This window comes from Bacillus paralicheniformis (genome assembly GCF_001042485.2).
Taxonomy (GTDB): Bacteria; Bacillota; Bacilli; order Bacillales; family Bacillaceae; genus Bacillus; species Bacillus paralicheniformis.
Genome location: NZ_LBMN02000004.1, coordinates 505,258 through 521,855, shown reverse-complemented (window position 1 = coordinate 521,855; position 16,598 = coordinate 505,258). Strand labels below are relative to the sequence as shown.

22 protein-coding genes are annotated in these 16,598 nt (G+C 44.7%); 2 read left to right on the top strand and 20 right to left on the bottom strand.

From position 1 onward, the window contains the following. Positions 1–46: 46 nt before the first annotated feature. The 14 genes from ACH97_RS04885 to ACH97_RS04820 form a co-directional block, all read right to left on the bottom strand. Positions 47–994 carry an ATP-binding protein gene (locus ACH97_RS04885; protein ID WP_020453192.1) on the bottom strand — a complete coding sequence of 316 codons (948 nt, stop codon included), beginning with the start codon at positions 992–994 and terminating at the stop codon, positions 47–49. Positions 995–1,005: 11 nt separating this feature from the next. Next, positions 1,006–1,671: a hypothetical protein gene (locus tag ACH97_RS04880; RefSeq protein ID WP_020453193.1), complete on the bottom strand. Its 666-nt coding sequence runs from the start codon at positions 1,669–1,671 to the stop codon at positions 1,006–1,008. Positions 1,672–1,692: 21 nt separating this feature from the next. Next, the gene (locus tag ACH97_RS04875; protein ID WP_020453194.1) at positions 1,693–2,682 is read right to left on the bottom strand and encodes a tetratricopeptide repeat protein; all 990 of its coding nucleotides are present in this window, start codon (positions 2,680–2,682) and stop codon (positions 1,693–1,695) included. Between the two features lie 320 nt (positions 2,683–3,002). Next, entirely contained in the window at positions 3,003–3,881 is an 879-nt protein-coding gene (locus ACH97_RS04870; RefSeq protein WP_020453195.1) for a Cof-type HAD-IIB family hydrolase, read from the bottom strand. A 15-nt stretch (positions 3,882–3,896) separates the two neighbouring features. Next, positions 3,897–4,667, bottom strand: coding sequence for a DeoR/GlpR family DNA-binding transcription regulator (locus ACH97_RS04865; protein WP_020453196.1), 771 nt, complete (start codon positions 4,665–4,667; stop codon positions 3,897–3,899). 184 nt (positions 4,668–4,851) lie between these two features. Continuing rightward, on the bottom strand, positions 4,852–5,520 hold the full coding sequence (locus tag ACH97_RS04860) for a transaldolase family protein (RefSeq protein ID WP_230459153.1): 669 nt from the start codon (positions 5,518–5,520) through the stop codon (positions 4,852–4,854). A gap of 17 nt (positions 5,521–5,537) precedes the next feature. Continuing rightward, on the bottom strand, positions 5,538–6,323 hold the full coding sequence (gene srlD / locus ACH97_RS04855; protein ID WP_048350524.1) for a sorbitol-6-phosphate dehydrogenase: 786 nt from the start codon (positions 6,321–6,323) through the stop codon (positions 5,538–5,540). Between the two features lie 14 nt (positions 6,324–6,337). After that, positions 6,338–6,709: a PTS glucitol/sorbitol transporter subunit IIA gene (locus ACH97_RS04850; protein ID WP_048350525.1), complete on the bottom strand. Its 372-nt coding sequence runs from the start codon at positions 6,707–6,709 to the stop codon at positions 6,338–6,340. 23 nt (positions 6,710–6,732) lie between these two features. After that, positions 6,733–7,740, bottom strand: coding sequence for a PTS glucitol/sorbitol transporter subunit IIB (srlE, locus tag ACH97_RS04845; RefSeq protein WP_048350526.1), 1,008 nt, complete (start codon positions 7,738–7,740; stop codon positions 6,733–6,735). A gap of 16 nt (positions 7,741–7,756) precedes the next feature. Continuing rightward, a complete protein-coding gene (gene srlA, locus ACH97_RS04840; RefSeq protein WP_043925087.1) occupies positions 7,757–8,305 on the bottom strand; it encodes a PTS glucitol/sorbitol transporter subunit IIC in 549 nt (182 codons plus the stop codon). Beyond that, on the bottom strand, positions 8,302–8,745 hold the full coding sequence (locus tag ACH97_RS04835) for a transcriptional regulator GutM (RefSeq protein WP_048350527.1): 444 nt from the start codon (positions 8,743–8,745) through the stop codon (positions 8,302–8,304). Before ACH97_RS04835 ends, srlA begins: the two co-directional genes overlap by 4 nt. Further along, entirely contained in the window at positions 8,742–9,704 is a 963-nt protein-coding gene (locus tag ACH97_RS04830; RefSeq protein ID WP_048350528.1) for a sugar-binding transcriptional regulator, read from the bottom strand. Before ACH97_RS04830 ends, ACH97_RS04835 begins: the two co-directional genes overlap by 4 nt. 222 nt (positions 9,705–9,926) lie before the next feature. Further along, positions 9,927–10,274: a single-stranded DNA-binding protein gene (gene ssb / locus ACH97_RS04825; protein ID WP_048350529.1), complete on the bottom strand. Its 348-nt coding sequence runs from the start codon at positions 10,272–10,274 to the stop codon at positions 9,927–9,929. Positions 10,275–10,378: 104 nt separating this feature from the next. Further along, complete coding sequence (locus ACH97_RS04820) at positions 10,379–10,750, bottom strand: hypothetical protein (protein ID WP_020453205.1); 372 nt, start codon at positions 10,748–10,750, stop codon at positions 10,379–10,381. Between the two features lie 181 nt (positions 10,751–10,931). On the opposite strand from ACH97_RS04820, the gene ACH97_RS04815 reads away from it, so the two are divergent. Continuing rightward, on the top strand, positions 10,932–11,345 hold the full coding sequence (locus ACH97_RS04815) for a YwpF-like family protein (protein WP_020453206.1): 414 nt from the start codon (positions 10,932–10,934) through the stop codon (positions 11,343–11,345). 39 nt (positions 11,346–11,384) lie between these two features. Here ACH97_RS04815 and mscL read toward each other — a convergent pair whose 3' ends face one another. From mscL to spoIIID, 6 genes are all read right to left on the bottom strand, one after another. Next, on the bottom strand, positions 11,385–11,765 hold the full coding sequence (mscL, locus tag ACH97_RS04810) for a large conductance mechanosensitive channel protein MscL (protein WP_020453207.1): 381 nt from the start codon (positions 11,763–11,765) through the stop codon (positions 11,385–11,387). A gap of 69 nt (positions 11,766–11,834) precedes the next feature. Beyond that, on the bottom strand, positions 11,835–12,269 hold the full coding sequence (gene fabZ, locus ACH97_RS04805) for a 3-hydroxyacyl-ACP dehydratase FabZ (RefSeq protein ID WP_003185902.1): 435 nt from the start codon (positions 12,267–12,269) through the stop codon (positions 11,835–11,837). Positions 12,270–12,451: 182 nt separating this feature from the next. Next, on the bottom strand, positions 12,452–13,279 hold the full coding sequence (locus ACH97_RS04800; protein WP_020453208.1) for a flagellar hook-basal body protein: 828 nt from the start codon (positions 13,277–13,279) through the stop codon (positions 12,452–12,454). Positions 13,280–13,322: 43 nt separating this feature from the next. Beyond that, positions 13,323–14,162, bottom strand: a complete 840-nt coding sequence (locus ACH97_RS04795) for a flagellar hook-basal body protein (protein WP_020453209.1) — start codon at positions 14,160–14,162, stop codon at positions 13,323–13,325. Positions 14,163–14,369: 207 nt separating this feature from the next. Next, positions 14,370–15,371 (bottom strand): cell shape-determining protein Mbl, encoded by a 1,002-nt coding sequence (gene mbl, locus ACH97_RS04790; protein ID WP_003185909.1) that lies wholly within the window; start codon positions 15,369–15,371, stop codon positions 14,370–14,372. A 185-nt stretch (positions 15,372–15,556) separates the two neighbouring features. Next, the gene (gene spoIIID / locus ACH97_RS04785; RefSeq protein ID WP_003185911.1) at positions 15,557–15,832 is read right to left on the bottom strand and encodes a sporulation transcriptional regulator SpoIIID; all 276 of its coding nucleotides are present in this window, start codon (positions 15,830–15,832) and stop codon (positions 15,557–15,559) included. A gap of 336 nt (positions 15,833–16,168) precedes the next feature. Here spoIIID and ACH97_RS04780 point away from each other — a divergent pair, with 336 nt between their 5' ends. Then, the gene (locus tag ACH97_RS04780) at positions 16,169–16,597 is read left to right on the top strand and encodes a MarR family winged helix-turn-helix transcriptional regulator (protein ID WP_020453210.1); all 429 of its coding nucleotides are present in this window, start codon (positions 16,169–16,171) and stop codon (positions 16,595–16,597) included. Position 16,598: the final 1 nt, after the last annotated feature.

Below are 16,598 nucleotides of genomic sequence, written 5' to 3'. Positions count from 1 at the left end.
ATCATTCTCCTTTTGACCGGGTGACTCTTTAAAATGCGGAGGTTACCTATTTGAGCTTATTTCTCTTCATATAATCAAGAACGGATTGATATTCTTTATTCGCATCACTAAACATGGCATAGTTTTTCGCTGTTGAAAACCATTCAAGCGTTGAAGGCACTCTCCCTTGAAGGCTGCTTTCAAGATCTGTCTGTTGGACAGGCGACAGCTTTCCTTGCTGAAGCGACCGTTCGATCGCCTGATCTAAAGCATCGCTGACCAATTGTTCTAAATCAGCCCCCGAAAAATGGCAAGTCTTTTTGGCAATTTTCAGTACATCAATCTGATCATTCGGCTTGCCGGACAGCTTTAAATTTAAAATGTCGACACGTTCTTCTTCAGATGGAGGCGGCATAAATACCATCTTATTCAATCTGCCGGGACGGCGTAAGGCAGAATCTAAATACCACGGTGTATTCGTTGCACCGATCACATACACACCGTCATTAAACGACCCTAAACCATCTAATTCTATCAGCAACTGATTGACCAGCACCCTGTCATGATGCTGGCTCATTCCCTGCCGATTCCCCCCGATCGAATCAAGCTCATCAATAAAAAGAACGCAAGGACTGTTATCACGCGCTTTTTCAAAAATATCATGCAGATTATGTTCACTCTGCCCAACATACATGGACAATATCGCTTGAAGCTCCAAGTGTATAAAGTTTGCTTTGATCTCGCCGGCAATCGCTTTCGCGATAAATGTTTTTCCGCATCCCGGCGGGCCAAACAGAAGAAGACTTCCCCCCGTCGCTTTTCCAAACGCTTTAAAATACTCAGGATTTTGCAAAGGCAAAATAAAGTCCATGTTGATTTTCTTTTTAATGTCTTCTAATCCGCCGACATCAGCAAAAGTTTCACAGTGTTGTTCTAATTCGGTTAAAGCATGTTGATGTTGATCAAACTGAATGACTTTCACCTTTGCGCGTTTTTCCGTGTCATCCCTCTTCATATTTATCCTTCCTATCTATGATTTGTACCGGTTAAGATCCTTTTCATCACTTTATAGTTCGCCTTGGAACCCGCATGTTTTTCCAGCTGGGCCTGATCTTTCTTTTTGATTCCGCTTCTTTCAATATGTATTCCTTTCCGCTGCAGGAGCTGATCAAGTTCGTCAGCTTTATTGTAAAACTCGTCGGACAAGGCGGCATCGATTTTTTTTCCGTCATTTAACGTCAGATCATACTTCAGGTAAAGTGCGCCTTTTAACCCTTTTTGATAATAGGCATGGACAGAAGTGACATCTTCCATATCGTAATGTTTGGTGCTGGAAATTAGCCCTTCTCTCATGACAATGCTGTTTTTCCCGATATTTTGATATTGAAAAAAAGCATTGCATAGCAGCGTCAGCCCTACCACTAGAAGAATCAAGGATAAAGGAAGCTGCAAGCGCCCCTGATAGCCTTTGGAAGTTATCACTTTTCTAACGGTGTAAGGTATACAAATCAAGGTCAGCAGCAGGCTGTAAAATATGCTTACATCAGAGCAAAAAAGCAAGTTGTCGGAAGCCGCCAGCATTTTCATTTGAAGATTCCCAAATCGGTCATACAAAGACATCGTGCCGACAAAACTGAGCAGTCCGAAAAAAACAAAAAATAGAGTTCCCGGTTTATCTTTATGTATTTCCATTATTTCCACTCTTTCATTCATTTAAAATATCAATCTGTATAAGAATGATATGATCCCTATCACAATGATCAGCAATACAAAAAGGATCCAAATCGGTGTGTACCCCAAAAATGTGAGGACCGAACTACCTCGCATCTGTTCGGGCAATTTTCGCTGCATGAGGGCTCCCGCCAGCCCGTTCATCATATAAGGTGTACTGTAGACGAGAAACAGGTATGGAATCATCAGCCACTTGAAGACCAATGTCACAATGACTAGAAGCGGCCAAAACAACACCGGTTTTTTAACACGCAGCTTCTCATGGAAGCGCCTGACTTTCAACGGGTATTTCATAAACCAAAAATTACACATGTTGTATAACGCTAAATTGGGTACAATCCCTGGATTGTTCGGATTGATTTGTAGAGCTGTTTTGTTTAAAGTCAAGGCTTGTGCATAATCTCCTCTTCTATGCGCCGCAGAAGCGGCCATTCCCGTGATCATGGCATCATCGGCATTTTGGGCAAGCGCTCTGTCTGAACACGCCCTTGATAATCCATCCTCAAAAAATACCGCCAAAATTTCACTGTATACGACAAGAGAAAATGGATCGTCAGGTTCTAATTCCACTGCCTTTTCTATATAAAAACGCGATTTTTCATACTCATTTTTATCATGGAAAAGAAATTGAGCGTGCATTGCATAAGTGTAGTGATAATCAGGGTACTCAGAAATCATTAATTCATTTATTTCCTCATGCTCTTCGTACATTCCCAATTCATAGTATGCAAGAGTCAAGACAGCCAAAACTTCAAAGTTCATCGGATCTAAATTTAAAGCCTCTTTTGCAAACTGTACCGCTTTTTCATATTCTTTCGCATTAAAATATATATTTGAAAGCAATTGATAGCCTTCGTGTGAGTCGGGGTAATTGGATAAAAACTGCTCTGCTTCCTTCAAGGCTTCCTTTGTTTTCCCCCACTTTGAAAGCTGCTCTGCTTTCTCATACATTATGCTCATTTGATTATCCAAATCGATCACCTGTTATTTACTCTTTTTCAATGAGTTCTAGTATCTTTTTCTAAATTCGAGGATTTAAACTAATGATAAAGTCACCTTCCATTCTTGGAATTTGAAATAATAGTTAAATAGTAACAAACATCACCATATCAAACAATGAATAAAAAGTAACGAAAATATACCTCATAGTTCACGAGTCAGCGTTAAAATAAATAAAGGCCGCCGACAATGTCGGCGGCCCGCGGACCAATAACATCCGCTGCTTAACCGCACTCCTTCAATCGTTACGCTGCCGTGTACCGGCATCACGCCGATTTGAAAGGATGTACGAATTAAACCGGTTTGACTTGCTGTTCAATCAGCTGATGCAGGATGTGAGCAACGCCATTTTCATCATTAGTGAGCGTCACCTCATCAGCCATCTCTTTAATGTCTCCGCGCGCATTGCCCATGGCAAAGCTTTTCCCCGCGATCTTCAGCATCGAAAAATCATTGAGGCTGTCTCCGACGGCAGCTGTTTCCTGAAGGGTAATGCCGAGCTTGCGTGAAAGCTTTTCCAACGCCAGCCCTTTTGACGCCTGAAGATGCTCAATTTCAAAGTTATGCTCGGCTGAAGTGACAAGCGTAATATCTTGCGCATCTTTAAATCGCTGCCAGCCTGTTTCCAGTTTTTCTTTATGAAAAGAAAAAGCTAATATGTTATATACATTGACATCTTTTCCCGCTAAAAACAGGTCGGTATAGGAGCTGATGTACGCATATCCGTTTTGGCTGAGCTGCTGTTCAGCCGCGAGTTCCAGCCTTGAAAGATCGGCCCCGGGATTTGCGCTTTTCAAGCGGTCCAGCTCAATGTCAAGCAGCTCGCGGCCGTTTTGCGGCGTGAAGATCGCTTCATCGCTGAATACCTCATAATAGTAATTCTTTTCTTCAAGCCATTGAAGAATTCCTTCCGCCCGTTTCCGGTCAAGCGGCACCGAGTGGTAAAGGCGCCCTTCAGGATCATGAATCACCGCTCCGTTGGCACTGATAATCCATGTTTTAATACCTGTCGGCTCAAAAATCGTTTGAACATCGAAGGATGCTCTCCCCGTGGCAACTACTACTTCAATCCCGTGTTCCCGCGCTTTTTTAATCGCATCGATGTTTTCTTTTGAAATCTTGCTTTCACTGTTTAACAACGTCCCGTCTAAATCGACCGCAATCATTTTCATCTGCTGTTTTCCCCCTTAAGTATCGTGATGTTCAGCCACGAGCAGCTCGACATCATGTTCATCAAGCAGTTTCTGAAACGGTTTCGGCGGCAGCCGGTCTGTAATGAGAAGGTCGATGTCACTGAGTTCAGCATACCGGTAAAAATCCGTTCTCCCGATTTTCGAATGGTCGGCAAGCGCTATGACTTGTTTCGCTTGAGAAATAATTTTCCGTTTCACCATTCCATCCTCCTCATGGGCGATTGTAAGCCCGTGTTCGGAAATCCCCACCACGCCGATCAGCGCTTTATCAACATGATAGCATGACAGCTTTTCAATGACGGAGGCGCCGTACAAAAAGCGATGCTCTTTTTGAAGCTTACCTCCAAGCAGGTGGATATCAGCACCTTTTCTTGAGGAAAGAACCTCCGCAAGGTTAATCGAATTGGTGATGATCGTGCAATTGACATCCGGCAAATGCTCGGCGCATGATTGGACTGTCGTGGAAGCGTCCAAAATCATACGGTCGCCTTCTCTGATTAAAGAAGCGGCTGCTTTTCCGATCATGCTTTTCTCTTCGGAAACCATGCCCAGCCTGCCAGAATAGTCTTTGACCTCATCATGAACGGTAGGCAGAATCGCCCCTCCCCTTGTTCTGATAATAGCGCCTTGCTCCTGCAATTTGACCAGATCCCGCCTTGCCGTATCTCTTGAAACTCCGAATAAAGAACATATTTGTTCAACGGAAATCCGTTTATGCTCTTTTAAATAGTCAATGATGGAAATTAACCTTTCCTCTTGATACACTCGATCATTCCTTCTTTACACAAGTAAAATTCATTATTTATAAGTGATTATAAGCGATTGCGCAGAAGAAATCAAGAACACATAAGTAATGATAAGCGATTACACAGAACAAATCAAGAACACATAAGTAATGATAAGCAAAAATAAAGCCTGAGGCCGGTTTCCCGGTCCTCAGGCTCGCATGCTAAAATGAAAATGTTCCATATTGAGAGTGCCAAATTTCACGAAACGCATGGATATCGCGGTCTGCAGCCGGATGATCAGCCAAATGGCTTAAAAGCTCAGGGCTGATTGTCGCCTCATGGCTCCCCGCTTCCATGACGGCAAGAATTTGACGGTTATGTTTAAAGCTTGCCGCAAGCACTTTGCAATTTAAACGGTATGTGTTAAATAAGCCGACAATCGTTTTGACAACGCCCGCCCCATTACCATACTCTTGATCAATACGATTGACATACGGCGCGACATAGGAGGCGCCGGCTTTTGCGGCCAAAACAGCCTGTGCAGCGGTATAAACCGTTGTCCCTGTGGTCTGGATATTTTCAGCCGCGAGCTCTCTGATCGCGTAAAGTCCTTGAGCCGTCACCGGAATTTTCACCGACACGTTTCCATCAAGCCAGTTATAGAGCGCCTTCGCCTGATCGGCCATATCCCGCCAATGGTCGGCGATCACTTGGGCATGGAGAGGCAGATGCTCGGGAAGGAGCCGCCGAATATCTTGAATCTGCTGTTTAAAGGGCTGCTTTTCCCTTGCAATCAGCGCCGGGTTTGTCGTGACGCCGCCAGCGGGAAATAAATCCAGCAATCTTTCAATCTCCGGTATATGCGCTGAATCAATCAGCATGTTCATCATCGCTTCCCCCTCGTATTTTAATGCATGACCTGCCCTCCGGTTACATTGATCGATTGACCCGTCATATAGGATGCCTGGTCAGAAGCGTAAAATAGGATGGCATTGGCGATGTCATCATACGTACAGCCCCGTCCGAGCGGCACTTTTTCGGTGTACACGCGCTCTACTTCGCTCTCTGGAATGCCGAGCTTTTTCGCGTATTGCGGGATCAAGCTTTGGAACATCGTCGATTTTAACAAATTCCCCGGCATAATGCTGTTCACGCGAATGTTGTGTTCGGCAAGATCAAGCGCAAGGCTTTGAGTGAGACCGACGCCTCCAAATTTGGAAGCTGAATAAGCTGTATTATGTTTGCTGCCGACTTTTCCCGATTTGGAGTTGATTTGAATGATTGACCCGCTTCCCTGCTCAATCATGACCTTTGACGTTTCCCTCGCGCAAAGAAAATACCCGGTCAAATTGACTTCGATGGTCCGTTCCCAGTCTTCAAGCTCAAAATCTGTGATCTTATTGCTTTTGGCGATTCCCGCACTGTACACCATCACATCGATTTTATTGAATTTCTCCGTGACCCTGCCGATCATTTTTTCCACATCGGCTTCCTTTGTAAAATCCGCTTGAATCCACAGCGATTTGACCCCGTATTGACCGGCTGCATGTTCAGCCGTCCTTTCGGCGTTCTCGCCGTTGATGTCTGCGACCGCGATGTCATATCCCGCCTCTGCCATGCGGTAGGACAGCGCTTCTCCGAGACTTTGGCCGCCGCCGCATATCAATGCCACTTTTCCTTTATTTATCTCCATATTGCACCCGCTCCTTATGAGAATCTTTTAACTTGAATACAGTCTCCTGCTGAAACCTCCGGCAGTTGTTCTTTTCGTTCAAGGTACAGCGTTCCCGGCAGCTCGGCCGAAGCTGATCCGTCAAATTTCAGCGTAATATGCCCGAGATTCGCCAGGTTCTGCCGAACGGCGCCGCCAACGGCTGTGATTTTGTATGACTCGCCGCCCAGTATGAGCTCATCGCCTTCATTAAAGTCGCCTTCTACAGGCTTTATATCAATTGATAAACAATAATCTTTCAATTCATCCGGAGCACCTTCGCCGAATAATATAAGCATCTTTTCATCTGAAAATGCTGTTGCTTGAGCTCCGATTCTGTTTATTTTTGTTTCATACAGCATGACCATAATTCTCCCTCCTTAAGAAAACCTCAGCTGTCATACATGCCAAAGCTGGCCAGCCAAGCAATGAAAACGGTTGGCGCCCCCGTCAAAAAACGCGAATACAGTACCGACGGCACCCCGACTTCAACCGTTTCGACTTCCGCTTCCGCAAGACCCAGGCCGACCGGAACAAAGTCGGCAGCTGCTTGCGAATTGATCGCAAATAACGCCGGCAGCGCCAAATTCGGCGGAATGTTTCCTTTGCCGATCTCGACGCCGATCAGCGAACCGACAACTTGTGCAATCACCGCCCCAGGTCCAAGAAACGGGGAAAGCAGCGGAAATGAACAAACAAGCGAGATTAATAGCAATCCGGGCAGTGACCCTGCAAATGGTGATAAATATTTGGCAAAAATGTCTCCGATGCCTGACTCTTTAATGATGCCGATCAACAGAGCCACAAAAGCCATGAACGGAAGAATTGTTTTGATAACGGTTTCAATTGCTTCCCGTCCCGCTTGATAAAACGTGCTGACGACCGATCCCATGGCCATCCCGATTGTCGCCATCATCCCTTTCGGCGACTGCTGTTCACTAATTTTTTTCTCTGTGCTATAATGGTTTTGTTTATTTTGCATTTGTTTTTCTTCTGGAATATTAGACTGTTCAGGCTCCTCCACAGCTCCCAGCAGTTTAATATTCTCTTTTTTTACTCCGGAAACATATATATCTTCTGTAATATGGGCGGCAAGCGGCCCGCTTTTCCCGGTCGTCATCACATTGATCGTCGGAATTCGCTTTTGCGGATAAAGTCCGCAGCGCAGCGTCCCTCCGCAGTCGATGATCACAGCGGCCATTTCGCTTTCGGGTACTGTCGTTTTAAAGCCGTCGACCAGTGTGCACCCCGTCAGCTCAGCTAAATGATCCGCAAAATCGGGTTTGTTTCCGCCGGTGACGTACACGATTTTATTTCTCTCTTCATCAGGCGTGATCACCAGAGGCCCGCCAAACCCTCCCGGCCCTTTTAAAACTTCAACCGAACGATAGGAACTCATCTGTAAACCGCCTTTCTTATTTAAGATCAATCGAATCTTTTAAGGCAATGCCCTGCTGTTTCGCGACATAAGCCGTTGTCATATCCGTTACCCAGCCCCTGAGAAAGTTTGTCACAATCCCGACCAGAAGATAGCGGAGAGCGAGCTCTGTCGTTTCATGCCCCAGCGTCGTAATTCCTGCGGCAATCCCGAGGAAAACAAACAGCTCGCCCGGATTCACGTGCGGGAAAAGTCCGTTATGCGTATGACAGGAATAGGATGCAGCCGCATAATAGCTCGGTTTGTATTTTTCAGGCAAGAACCTGCCAAGCGACAGCGTCATTGGATTTGCAAGCATGAACGTACCAATGACAGGCAAAACCATGTATCTCGTTAATGGATTTTTTCCCGACTTCCTCGCGAGCGCTTCGACGCGCTTTTCTCCTATCAGGCGTATCAGGGCATTCATGGCAACAAGCAGCATAATCAATAAAGGAACGATGTCTGTAAGCATACTGACAAACACTTCTCCGCCATGTCTGAATAAGTCCATAAACTTTTCCGCAAGCCATGTTACGTTTTTCATAATTCACCTCTTTTTTTGATTTGAAAGCTCATCAGTTTTTGAAGCCGTGTTTTCTTCTGCGGGACATCACCCCCTTTCGTGATGATGTCGAATGTCTTCAAGGCATCTTCAATTGCGAGCCGTGTGAGGCGGTCGTGCCGGACAAGCTCCGCTTGTCCGATCTTCAGCAAATACTTTCCTTCAAACCCTTTTAAAGGCCTGATTCTTGAAAAGACGGTGACACCTTGCATTTTTGACGCCTTCAAAATTTTATTGCGCTTGTCAATGACAAACAGGACGACCGTTCCGGCTCTGAATAATCCGGTCTTCCTTCCGACCGCGACTCTTCCCATACGTCTGTATGCGGCGAATGTTCGATTGAAATGCCTGATTTGCAAAAAACCAAAAATACTTTGGAGAAGCCATGCAGCTCCAAGGGCGATGATAAAGTAAATGATCATAATTGGTTTCTTACCTCCTCGGCAATTTCTCTGGCTGTTTCGGCAGTTGTCACCAAAATATTAATATAACGGCCTTTTGCAGCCCCGATAATAGAAGGGACTTTTTCATGGGATTCGGCAAGACCGATGGAATACTCCAAATTCCTTAACCGGTTGATGTCTATCGCGATGGTTCTGTCATGAATCTCTGTTTCTACCAATGCTCCCGACCGATCAAAGAAACGCGAGCATATATCTCCGACCGCCTGTTTTTCTTCAAGGCGCTCGATATCCTGATCGCCGTAAAATCCAGTCCAGATCATATTTGAAGAACTAAGCGGCGCTCCGATCCCGACGGCTGCCACGGTAAGGCCGTTCCACAGACTTTCTATTTTTTTGAAATAGTGGGACTTGACGATTTCCTCTTTCGTTTCTTTTTTTTCGACAACGGCTGCCGCGTCTATAAAGTAGGGCGTGCCTCCAAAGTCACCCGCAATGCTGTACACGATGCTGTTCACGTGATATTTCGTATCCATGGCGCCCGGACCGCCGACAAGCGGCACAAATGAAGCGCTCCGTTTTTTGACGCCGTGAAACTCCCCGATCATTCCCGCCATCGTCGTCCCCCATGCGAAGCCTACCGTATCTCCGTCTTTCACGACGCGTTTTAAGATTTCGGCACCGGCTTTGCCGACGAGTTTCTTCTTGTCTTCAGCTGTTTGTTCCGGTTTTGCGTCGCATATGTAAACTTCTTTAAGCCCGAGCAGCTGTTCGAGCTCCCGTTCCAAATCATAGTGTGTCCCGATATGATCATCGATCGTGATTTTAACGATTCCTTCCTCGCGCGCTTTTTTCAGCATGCGTCCGACGGTTGTTCTGTATATCCCTGTTGCGTTTGCAATCTGGCTCTGTGTCATATCCTCTTCGTAGTACATTTTGCAGACTTTGATCAGAAGGCGTTTATCATCCTTCATTTCCATAAGATCACCCTTTACTTTTGCACATATGTGCAAACATTGATCATTTGTTGTTGTATTCGCTTACATTATACATACGGAATTTTTGGGCGTCAATTTAAATTTGTCTATTTTTTGTCTAAAATAAAAAAACCGGTCATTTAAAACCGGCCATACAGGGGGATAAAAAAGGGGATATTGATTGATTTTTTTTAAGAAAGGCGTTTATAGAAGGAATCTTACGGTTTAAGCTTCCGCCGGCTCATGGGCTTTTCGGCTTTCTCCCAAAAATCTGACTGATCGGGCGACAACTTCTGTAATAAAAACGCGCTCGCCTTCTGAATTGACGTATTGGCGAGTCTGGATTCTTCCGCTCAGCCCGATGATGGAGCCTTTTTCGCAATATTCGGCTGTGTTCACGGCAGTTTTGCGCCACAGGGTGCAATTGACAAAGTCCGCTTCAATTTCGCCTGCTGCATTTTTGAAAGGCCTGCTGACAGCCAGCGTCACATTTGCAACAGGGACACCGTCAGATGTGTACCGAAGTTCGGGATCTTTTGTCAAACGCCCGACCAGCATGATCTCATTAAACATTTCGTCCCTCCCTTCCTGTTCGGGTATCCCCAGTTTATAAGAGATCGGTATTTAAGCAAAATCCTCATAAAAGAAAAATAACCCGGAAAAAACCCGGGTTCGCGTCATAATTTTTGTTTCTTTCTGCCATTAATTAAAAAAATCATCTCATTATTATTTGAGAAATAAGTATTTTTCAGAAACTGAAAAAAAACAGGAGATGCCAGCCACCGCTCTGAGTATACGCGGACATATGAGCCCCCGTCCCAAGCATACAAACGGAATGACAACTCTTTCTGTTTAATCGTTACTTGAAATTCGTATATTTCCATTCTGTCTTTTGTTTCATAGCGAAACACGATGCCTTCATTGGCATACGTGCTGATCTCGTGCTTTTTGTTCCCGGCTGAAAAGCAAATCATAGGCATATATTGACGGCAGTCAGCAGCTGGATTGCTTGCGATCACAAATACTTCTTTTAAGTAAAAATGGTTCATAAGTCACCTCCTGCTCAATATCACCTAAAGTATAAATAAAAATAAAGCATTATAAAATACTTTTTGCAAAATTTAAAATACGAATATGCTCCTATTGCATAAACAAACCAGGGTCAAGAGTTCTTCCAAGCGAATGTGCTATAATGGTTATACAACTATGGAAGCTTGTGAGGTGATACTAGTGAAAACCTTTAGGCTTATTGATTTAAAAATTGTCCGCCAGGATGAAACTTCAAAGCGGCTCGAGGAGTTCCCGCTGATCGACGGCCTTATCATTAATAAAGAAGACGGAGAAAACCACTGGATGGTTGAGGGGCTGGTTTCGAAAGAATACCGGTATTTTTTCGAATACCTCCTTCAGGAAGGCAAAGAAGTGAAAACATATGTAACGATCACGAAAAAAAGCAACCGCCCCGCACAGCTGTTAGCGAAGGTCAAAAAGATCACGGTACTAGGCGAGCATGTTTCCGTCTTATTGGACGGCAAAATGGTCAGCTCAAAGCTGAGGAAAGGCTCCGACAAGATTTTGGAAGATTTAATGAAAGAAGGATATTCTGGAGACCGGCTTCTTGAAGCATTTAAACAAAATATATAGAAAAGGCTGTCTTCGCCGGACAGCCTTTTCGCTATAGCTCTAAGAGCGTTTCGTCTGCTCTTTTAACAAATCCCGTATTTCCTTAAGCAATTCTTCCTGGGGATCAGGAGCAGCTTTTTCTTCTTCGGCATCCTTCTTCTTCAGCTTAGAGATATAACGGATAAATAGAAAAATGGAAAACGAAATAATAAAGAAATTGACGATCGACTGAATGAATAGCCCGTATTTAATTTCGGCATCAACAAATGTGAACGAGAGCGCTGAAAAATCCAGGCCTCCTAGCAGAAGACCGAGGAGCGGCATCATTAAATCATTGACAAGCGAAGTCACGATTTTTCCAAAGGCGCCTCCTATGATGACCCCGATTGCAAGATCGATTACATTTCCCCGAATCGCAAAGCTTTTAAATTCTTTCCACATGAATGATCACCTTTTCGCTTTTATGATAAAAAAACAAAATGGGCTTTTACGAAAACCCATTTTGCTACATTATTCCTGTTTTTCGCCAAGAGAAAACATCAATTCGGCTTCACACACCACTTCTCCGTCCACTTTCGCGACTCCTTTTCCTTTGCCGATGGAACCCCGGAAACGAAGCACTTCAAGCTCAAGATGGAGCTGATCGCCCGGTTTGACCTGCTTTTTGAAGCGGCAGCTGTCAATTCCCGCAAAAAACGCGAGCCTTCCGCGGTTTTCTTCCTTCATCAAAAGCGCCACGGCACCCACTTGCGCAAGCGCTTCAACAATTAAAACGCCAGGCATCACCGGATAATCCGGAAAGTGTCCGTTAAAGAATTCTTCATTTACTGTCACATTTTTATAACCCGCTGCCCGTTTTCCTTCCTCTACCTCTGTCACACGGTCTACCAGCAGAAAGGGATAGCGGTGGGGAATGATTTCTTTAATTTGCTGAGCATCAAGCATCGCCTTGACATCTCCTTTTTCGAAAAATATGTATAGAATGATATGTCAGTGCCTTATTCTGTACATCTGGAAGTATATTATGAAACGGAATCTTTTTCAACAAAAGATGAGAGACAACGCTGAAAATGAAAATAAAAAGAGCCTGAACCAAACGTCGTTTGGCCGGCTCCTGTTTTGCTGTGTTAACGTACTGAATTGATCAGCCCCATCATTTGATCGCCCATCGTGATGGCGCGGGAATTCATTTGATAAGACCGCTGCGAAGAGATCAGATCGGTCATTTCCTTCGATACATCGACATTTGATGATTCGAGGAATCCCTGTTTTAGAGAAATGTCCTGCCTCCCCGCTCCATTCAGATTGATTAGAGCCGTTGCTCTCAATTCATCGCTGACAGAAAAAAGATTGCTTCCTTCTTCCGTAAGAGCCTGAGGTTTGACAGCCCGGACGATTCCCAGGTTAAAACGCAATGGCGCTTCACCCTGATTGTCTGACGAAACGGTGACACTTCCCGAACCGTCGACTTTGATGTGTTTATAGCGCTGGTTGAAGCTGATGGGATTTCCGTTTTCGTCAAGAACGGCATGCCCTTCTTTCGTCACCAGCTGCATCTGGTTGGCGTTACCAGCCGCAGGCGTCAGGTAAAATGCTCCGTCTCTTGTATATTGCACTTCCCCGTCGACATTGACCTGGAAGTACTGATAAGGAGAAGTCAGTGCGATATCAAGATCGCGGCCCGTCTCCTTAAGGCTTCCCTGTTTATGTGTCAGCCGGTCGGTCATGACGGCTCCGACGCCGAGCCGAAGTCCGGGCGGCGTCTTTCTGCTTGCCGCTACTTCATTATTTTTCTCGTTTACCTGTTCAATCTGCTGCCTGATCAGCTCCGAAAAGCTCGTGTTTTTCGCCTTATATCCCGTTGTATCGGTATTTGCAAGATTATGGCTGATATTATCAATTTGTTTTTGCAGTTCAAACATTGTGTTTGAAGCCGTGATCATGGATCTTAGCATCGTTTTTCCACATCCTCCATTTACGCTGATCGCGATCGGTCATTTATCCGATCCTTCCAATCTCATTGGCCGCCTTTTCCATGCTTTTATCATAAGCTTGAAGAACTTTTTGGTTGGCTTCAAACGAGCGGTAGGCAGCTGTCATTTCCGTATAGGCTCTCGTCACGTCGACATTCGACCGTTCCGTCATCCCCTGCTTGACAGAATAAGTGACTTCGGGGTTGCCGACTGCGCTTGGCAGCGCCTCACCGTTTTCAGTACGATACAGATCATCGCCTTCTCTTGCTAAATTTCTCGTATCGAGCGCGATTCTGACATCGATCCTTCCAAGGTTTTGGCCGTTTTCAGTCACCGTTCCGTCCTCAGCGACTTGAAAATTCTCGCTTCCCACCGTAATCGGCCGGTTTTCCGTTGAAAGGACGAGTCGGCCGTTTATTGTCAATTGATTATTTTCATTTAAAGAAAAACGGCTGCTTCTTGAATAGCGTACATCCCCATTTTCAAGCCGAACCGCGTAGAAAAGTGCTGCTTTATCGTTTGTTTCCCCGTTGACCGGAACTTCGGCTTCGCTGATTGCAATATCTGTCGGCTCATTCGTGCTTTGCAGATCGCCTTGAGAAAATTGAGGCTTCAGTTCCTGCATATAAACCCCTGTATTGATAGAACCGATCGGCGTCTGTGTTGTAAACGAACGCGAAGCGCTGCCGGCTTTGAAAGAATCAGACTCAATCCGGCTCAAAAGCATTTCCGGGAAAGAACGGATTGATCCTTGGTCTTCTTTATATCCCGGCGTATTTGCATTCGCGATATTATTCGTCAGCATCTCTGTGCGGCGCTGCTGGGTGATCATTGCTGAAGTTGCTGTATAAAGTCCTTTTAACATCATTTCACCTCAAATAAGTGTCATGCTCCAGAGTTTCCTATCGAAAAAAACCTCTTTTGCGAAAGGCTTGCAATTTATATTTGCTAATACAGAACATTTGTTCTATAATGGTATTCAAACATACTACTCTTTTTATCGGCAGCCATTCGGTTCCTTTAAAGCATTTCACATAAAAAACCTCATTCTAAAAAAGAATGAGGCTTCTGATCAGCTCAGTTTGCGCTTAGGAAGCTTGTCCATGTTATCAAGCATGACACCCGTACCGACTGCCACACAATCCATCGGATTTTCGGCAACGAGAACCGGCACTTTCAGTTCTTCGGCAAGAAGCTGGTCAAGACCGTTTAACAATGCGCCGCCTCCTGTAATGATAACGCCTCTGTCGATAATGTCGGCCGACAGCTCAGGCGGCGTTCTTTCGAGCACCTGCTTGGCAGCCTGTACAATGACAGATACAGATTCGCGCAGCGCTTCTTCCACCTCTTTGCTCGTTACCGTAATGGTTCTCGGCAATCCTGTGACCATGTCGCGGCCGCGGATGGAAATTTCCTCGTGACGTGCGTCTGGGAAAACAGTTGCGACTTTAATCTTAATGTCTTCGGCTGTCCGTTCGCCTATGAGCAGCTTGTACTCGCGTTTGATGTAATTCAAGATTTCAAGATCAAACTTGTCCCCAGCCATTTTAATAGAAGAGGCGGTGACAATATCGCCCATTGAGATGACTGCGATATCTGTCGTTCCACCGCCGATATCAACTACCATGTTTCCGCTTGGCTGGAAAATATCCATTCCCGCTCCAATTGCGGCCACCTTAGGTTCTTCCTCCAAATAGACATGCTTTCCGCCGCTTTTTTCGGCGGCTTCTCTGATAGCCTTCTGCTCCACAGAAGTAATATTTGTAGGGCAGCAAATCAGCATGCGTGGCTTTGAGAAAAGACCTTTTACATTCAGCTTGTTAATGAAATGCTTCAGCATGGCTTCCGTTACTTCAAAATCGGCAATGACGCCGTCTTTTAATGGACGTATCGCAACAATATTCCCAGGTGTACGTCCTACCATTCTCCTTGCTTCTTCACCGACAGCGAGCACTTTCCCATTGTTTTTGTCAAGAGCAACGACTGATGGTTCATTTAAGACAATACCTTTTCCTTTGACATGGATCAGCACATTCGCTGTACCAAGGTCAATACCAATATCCCTTGCAAACATCTATCTATATCCTCCTCGAAATCTGTTTCACAGCAATGTCCACATTCTGCCCTAATTATATATTTTATCATAAATATTAGAAAAAAAAGAGAGCTTATTAAAGTTCTTCATAAAATTTTTGTGGCTTTTTACGGAGGATACCGGGAATTTCTGATAAACGCTGCTCGTTTCTGAGCCATTATTCCTTATTGCACGGGTTCTCTTTCAAAGATTTCCTCTTTCTTGTATTTTAGTTTTGTCGCTTCTCCGCCCCGCAAATGTCTGATTGATTTATGATAATCAAGAATTTCTTTTACTTCATTGGCCAGGTCAGGATTAATTTCAGGCAGCCTTTCTGTCAAATCCTTGTGAACGGTACTTTTGGAAACACCAAACTCCTTCGCTATCACACGAACCGTTTTTTTCGTCTCCACGATGTACTTCCCTATCTTGATTGTTCGCTCTTTGATGTAATCGTGCACACCACTCGACCTCCCTAAAATGGATGTGAGAAGTGTGAAATGAGATCCGTCTTGTGAAAAAATTCGCTATTTGCGCAGCTTCTTCGTTTTATGCTTTTCCAAGTAGAATTTTGAAATACTCCCACGATCCCTCACCTCAAACACTCTCTTTGTTAGGTTTGTATCAGTGTATTAGCATTTAAATGGGATTATGCTAAAAACTCAAGGAGGACAAGGGGTTTCTCTGATAATTTTATTTCGGGCTTCAAAAATTTTAACTTTACACTAATCTTGGCTTCCGGTAAAATGAATAAAGTTTATTATTTACCTAGGTAACTATTTTGAAGGAGTCCGGGAATGGAACATATCAATCGAAAGATTATTCACCAGCTCAATCAAAGCACGCGGATGGTTGCTAAAAAAACGAATGAACAGCTCGAAGCATACGGCCTTTACGGTTCACAGTGGTCGATCCTATACTGTCTTCACACCTGCGGACCGATGACGCAAAAAGACATTTGGACTTACTTGCACGTCGAGGCGCCGACTGTGACGAGAACCGTCAGCCGCCTCGAAAAAAACGGCTGGGTAGAACGGATACAGGGCGATGACAAACGGGAAAAAGTCGTCAAAATGACAGAAGAAGCCAAAATTAAATATGATGACATTCAATTAAAAATGCAAGAATTTGAAGAGGAAATCCTTTCCGTATTTGAAGAACGGGATAAAAAAACATTTCAAAGGCTGTTAAATCAATTATTAGAAGGACATCAGGAGGAGTTGTAGC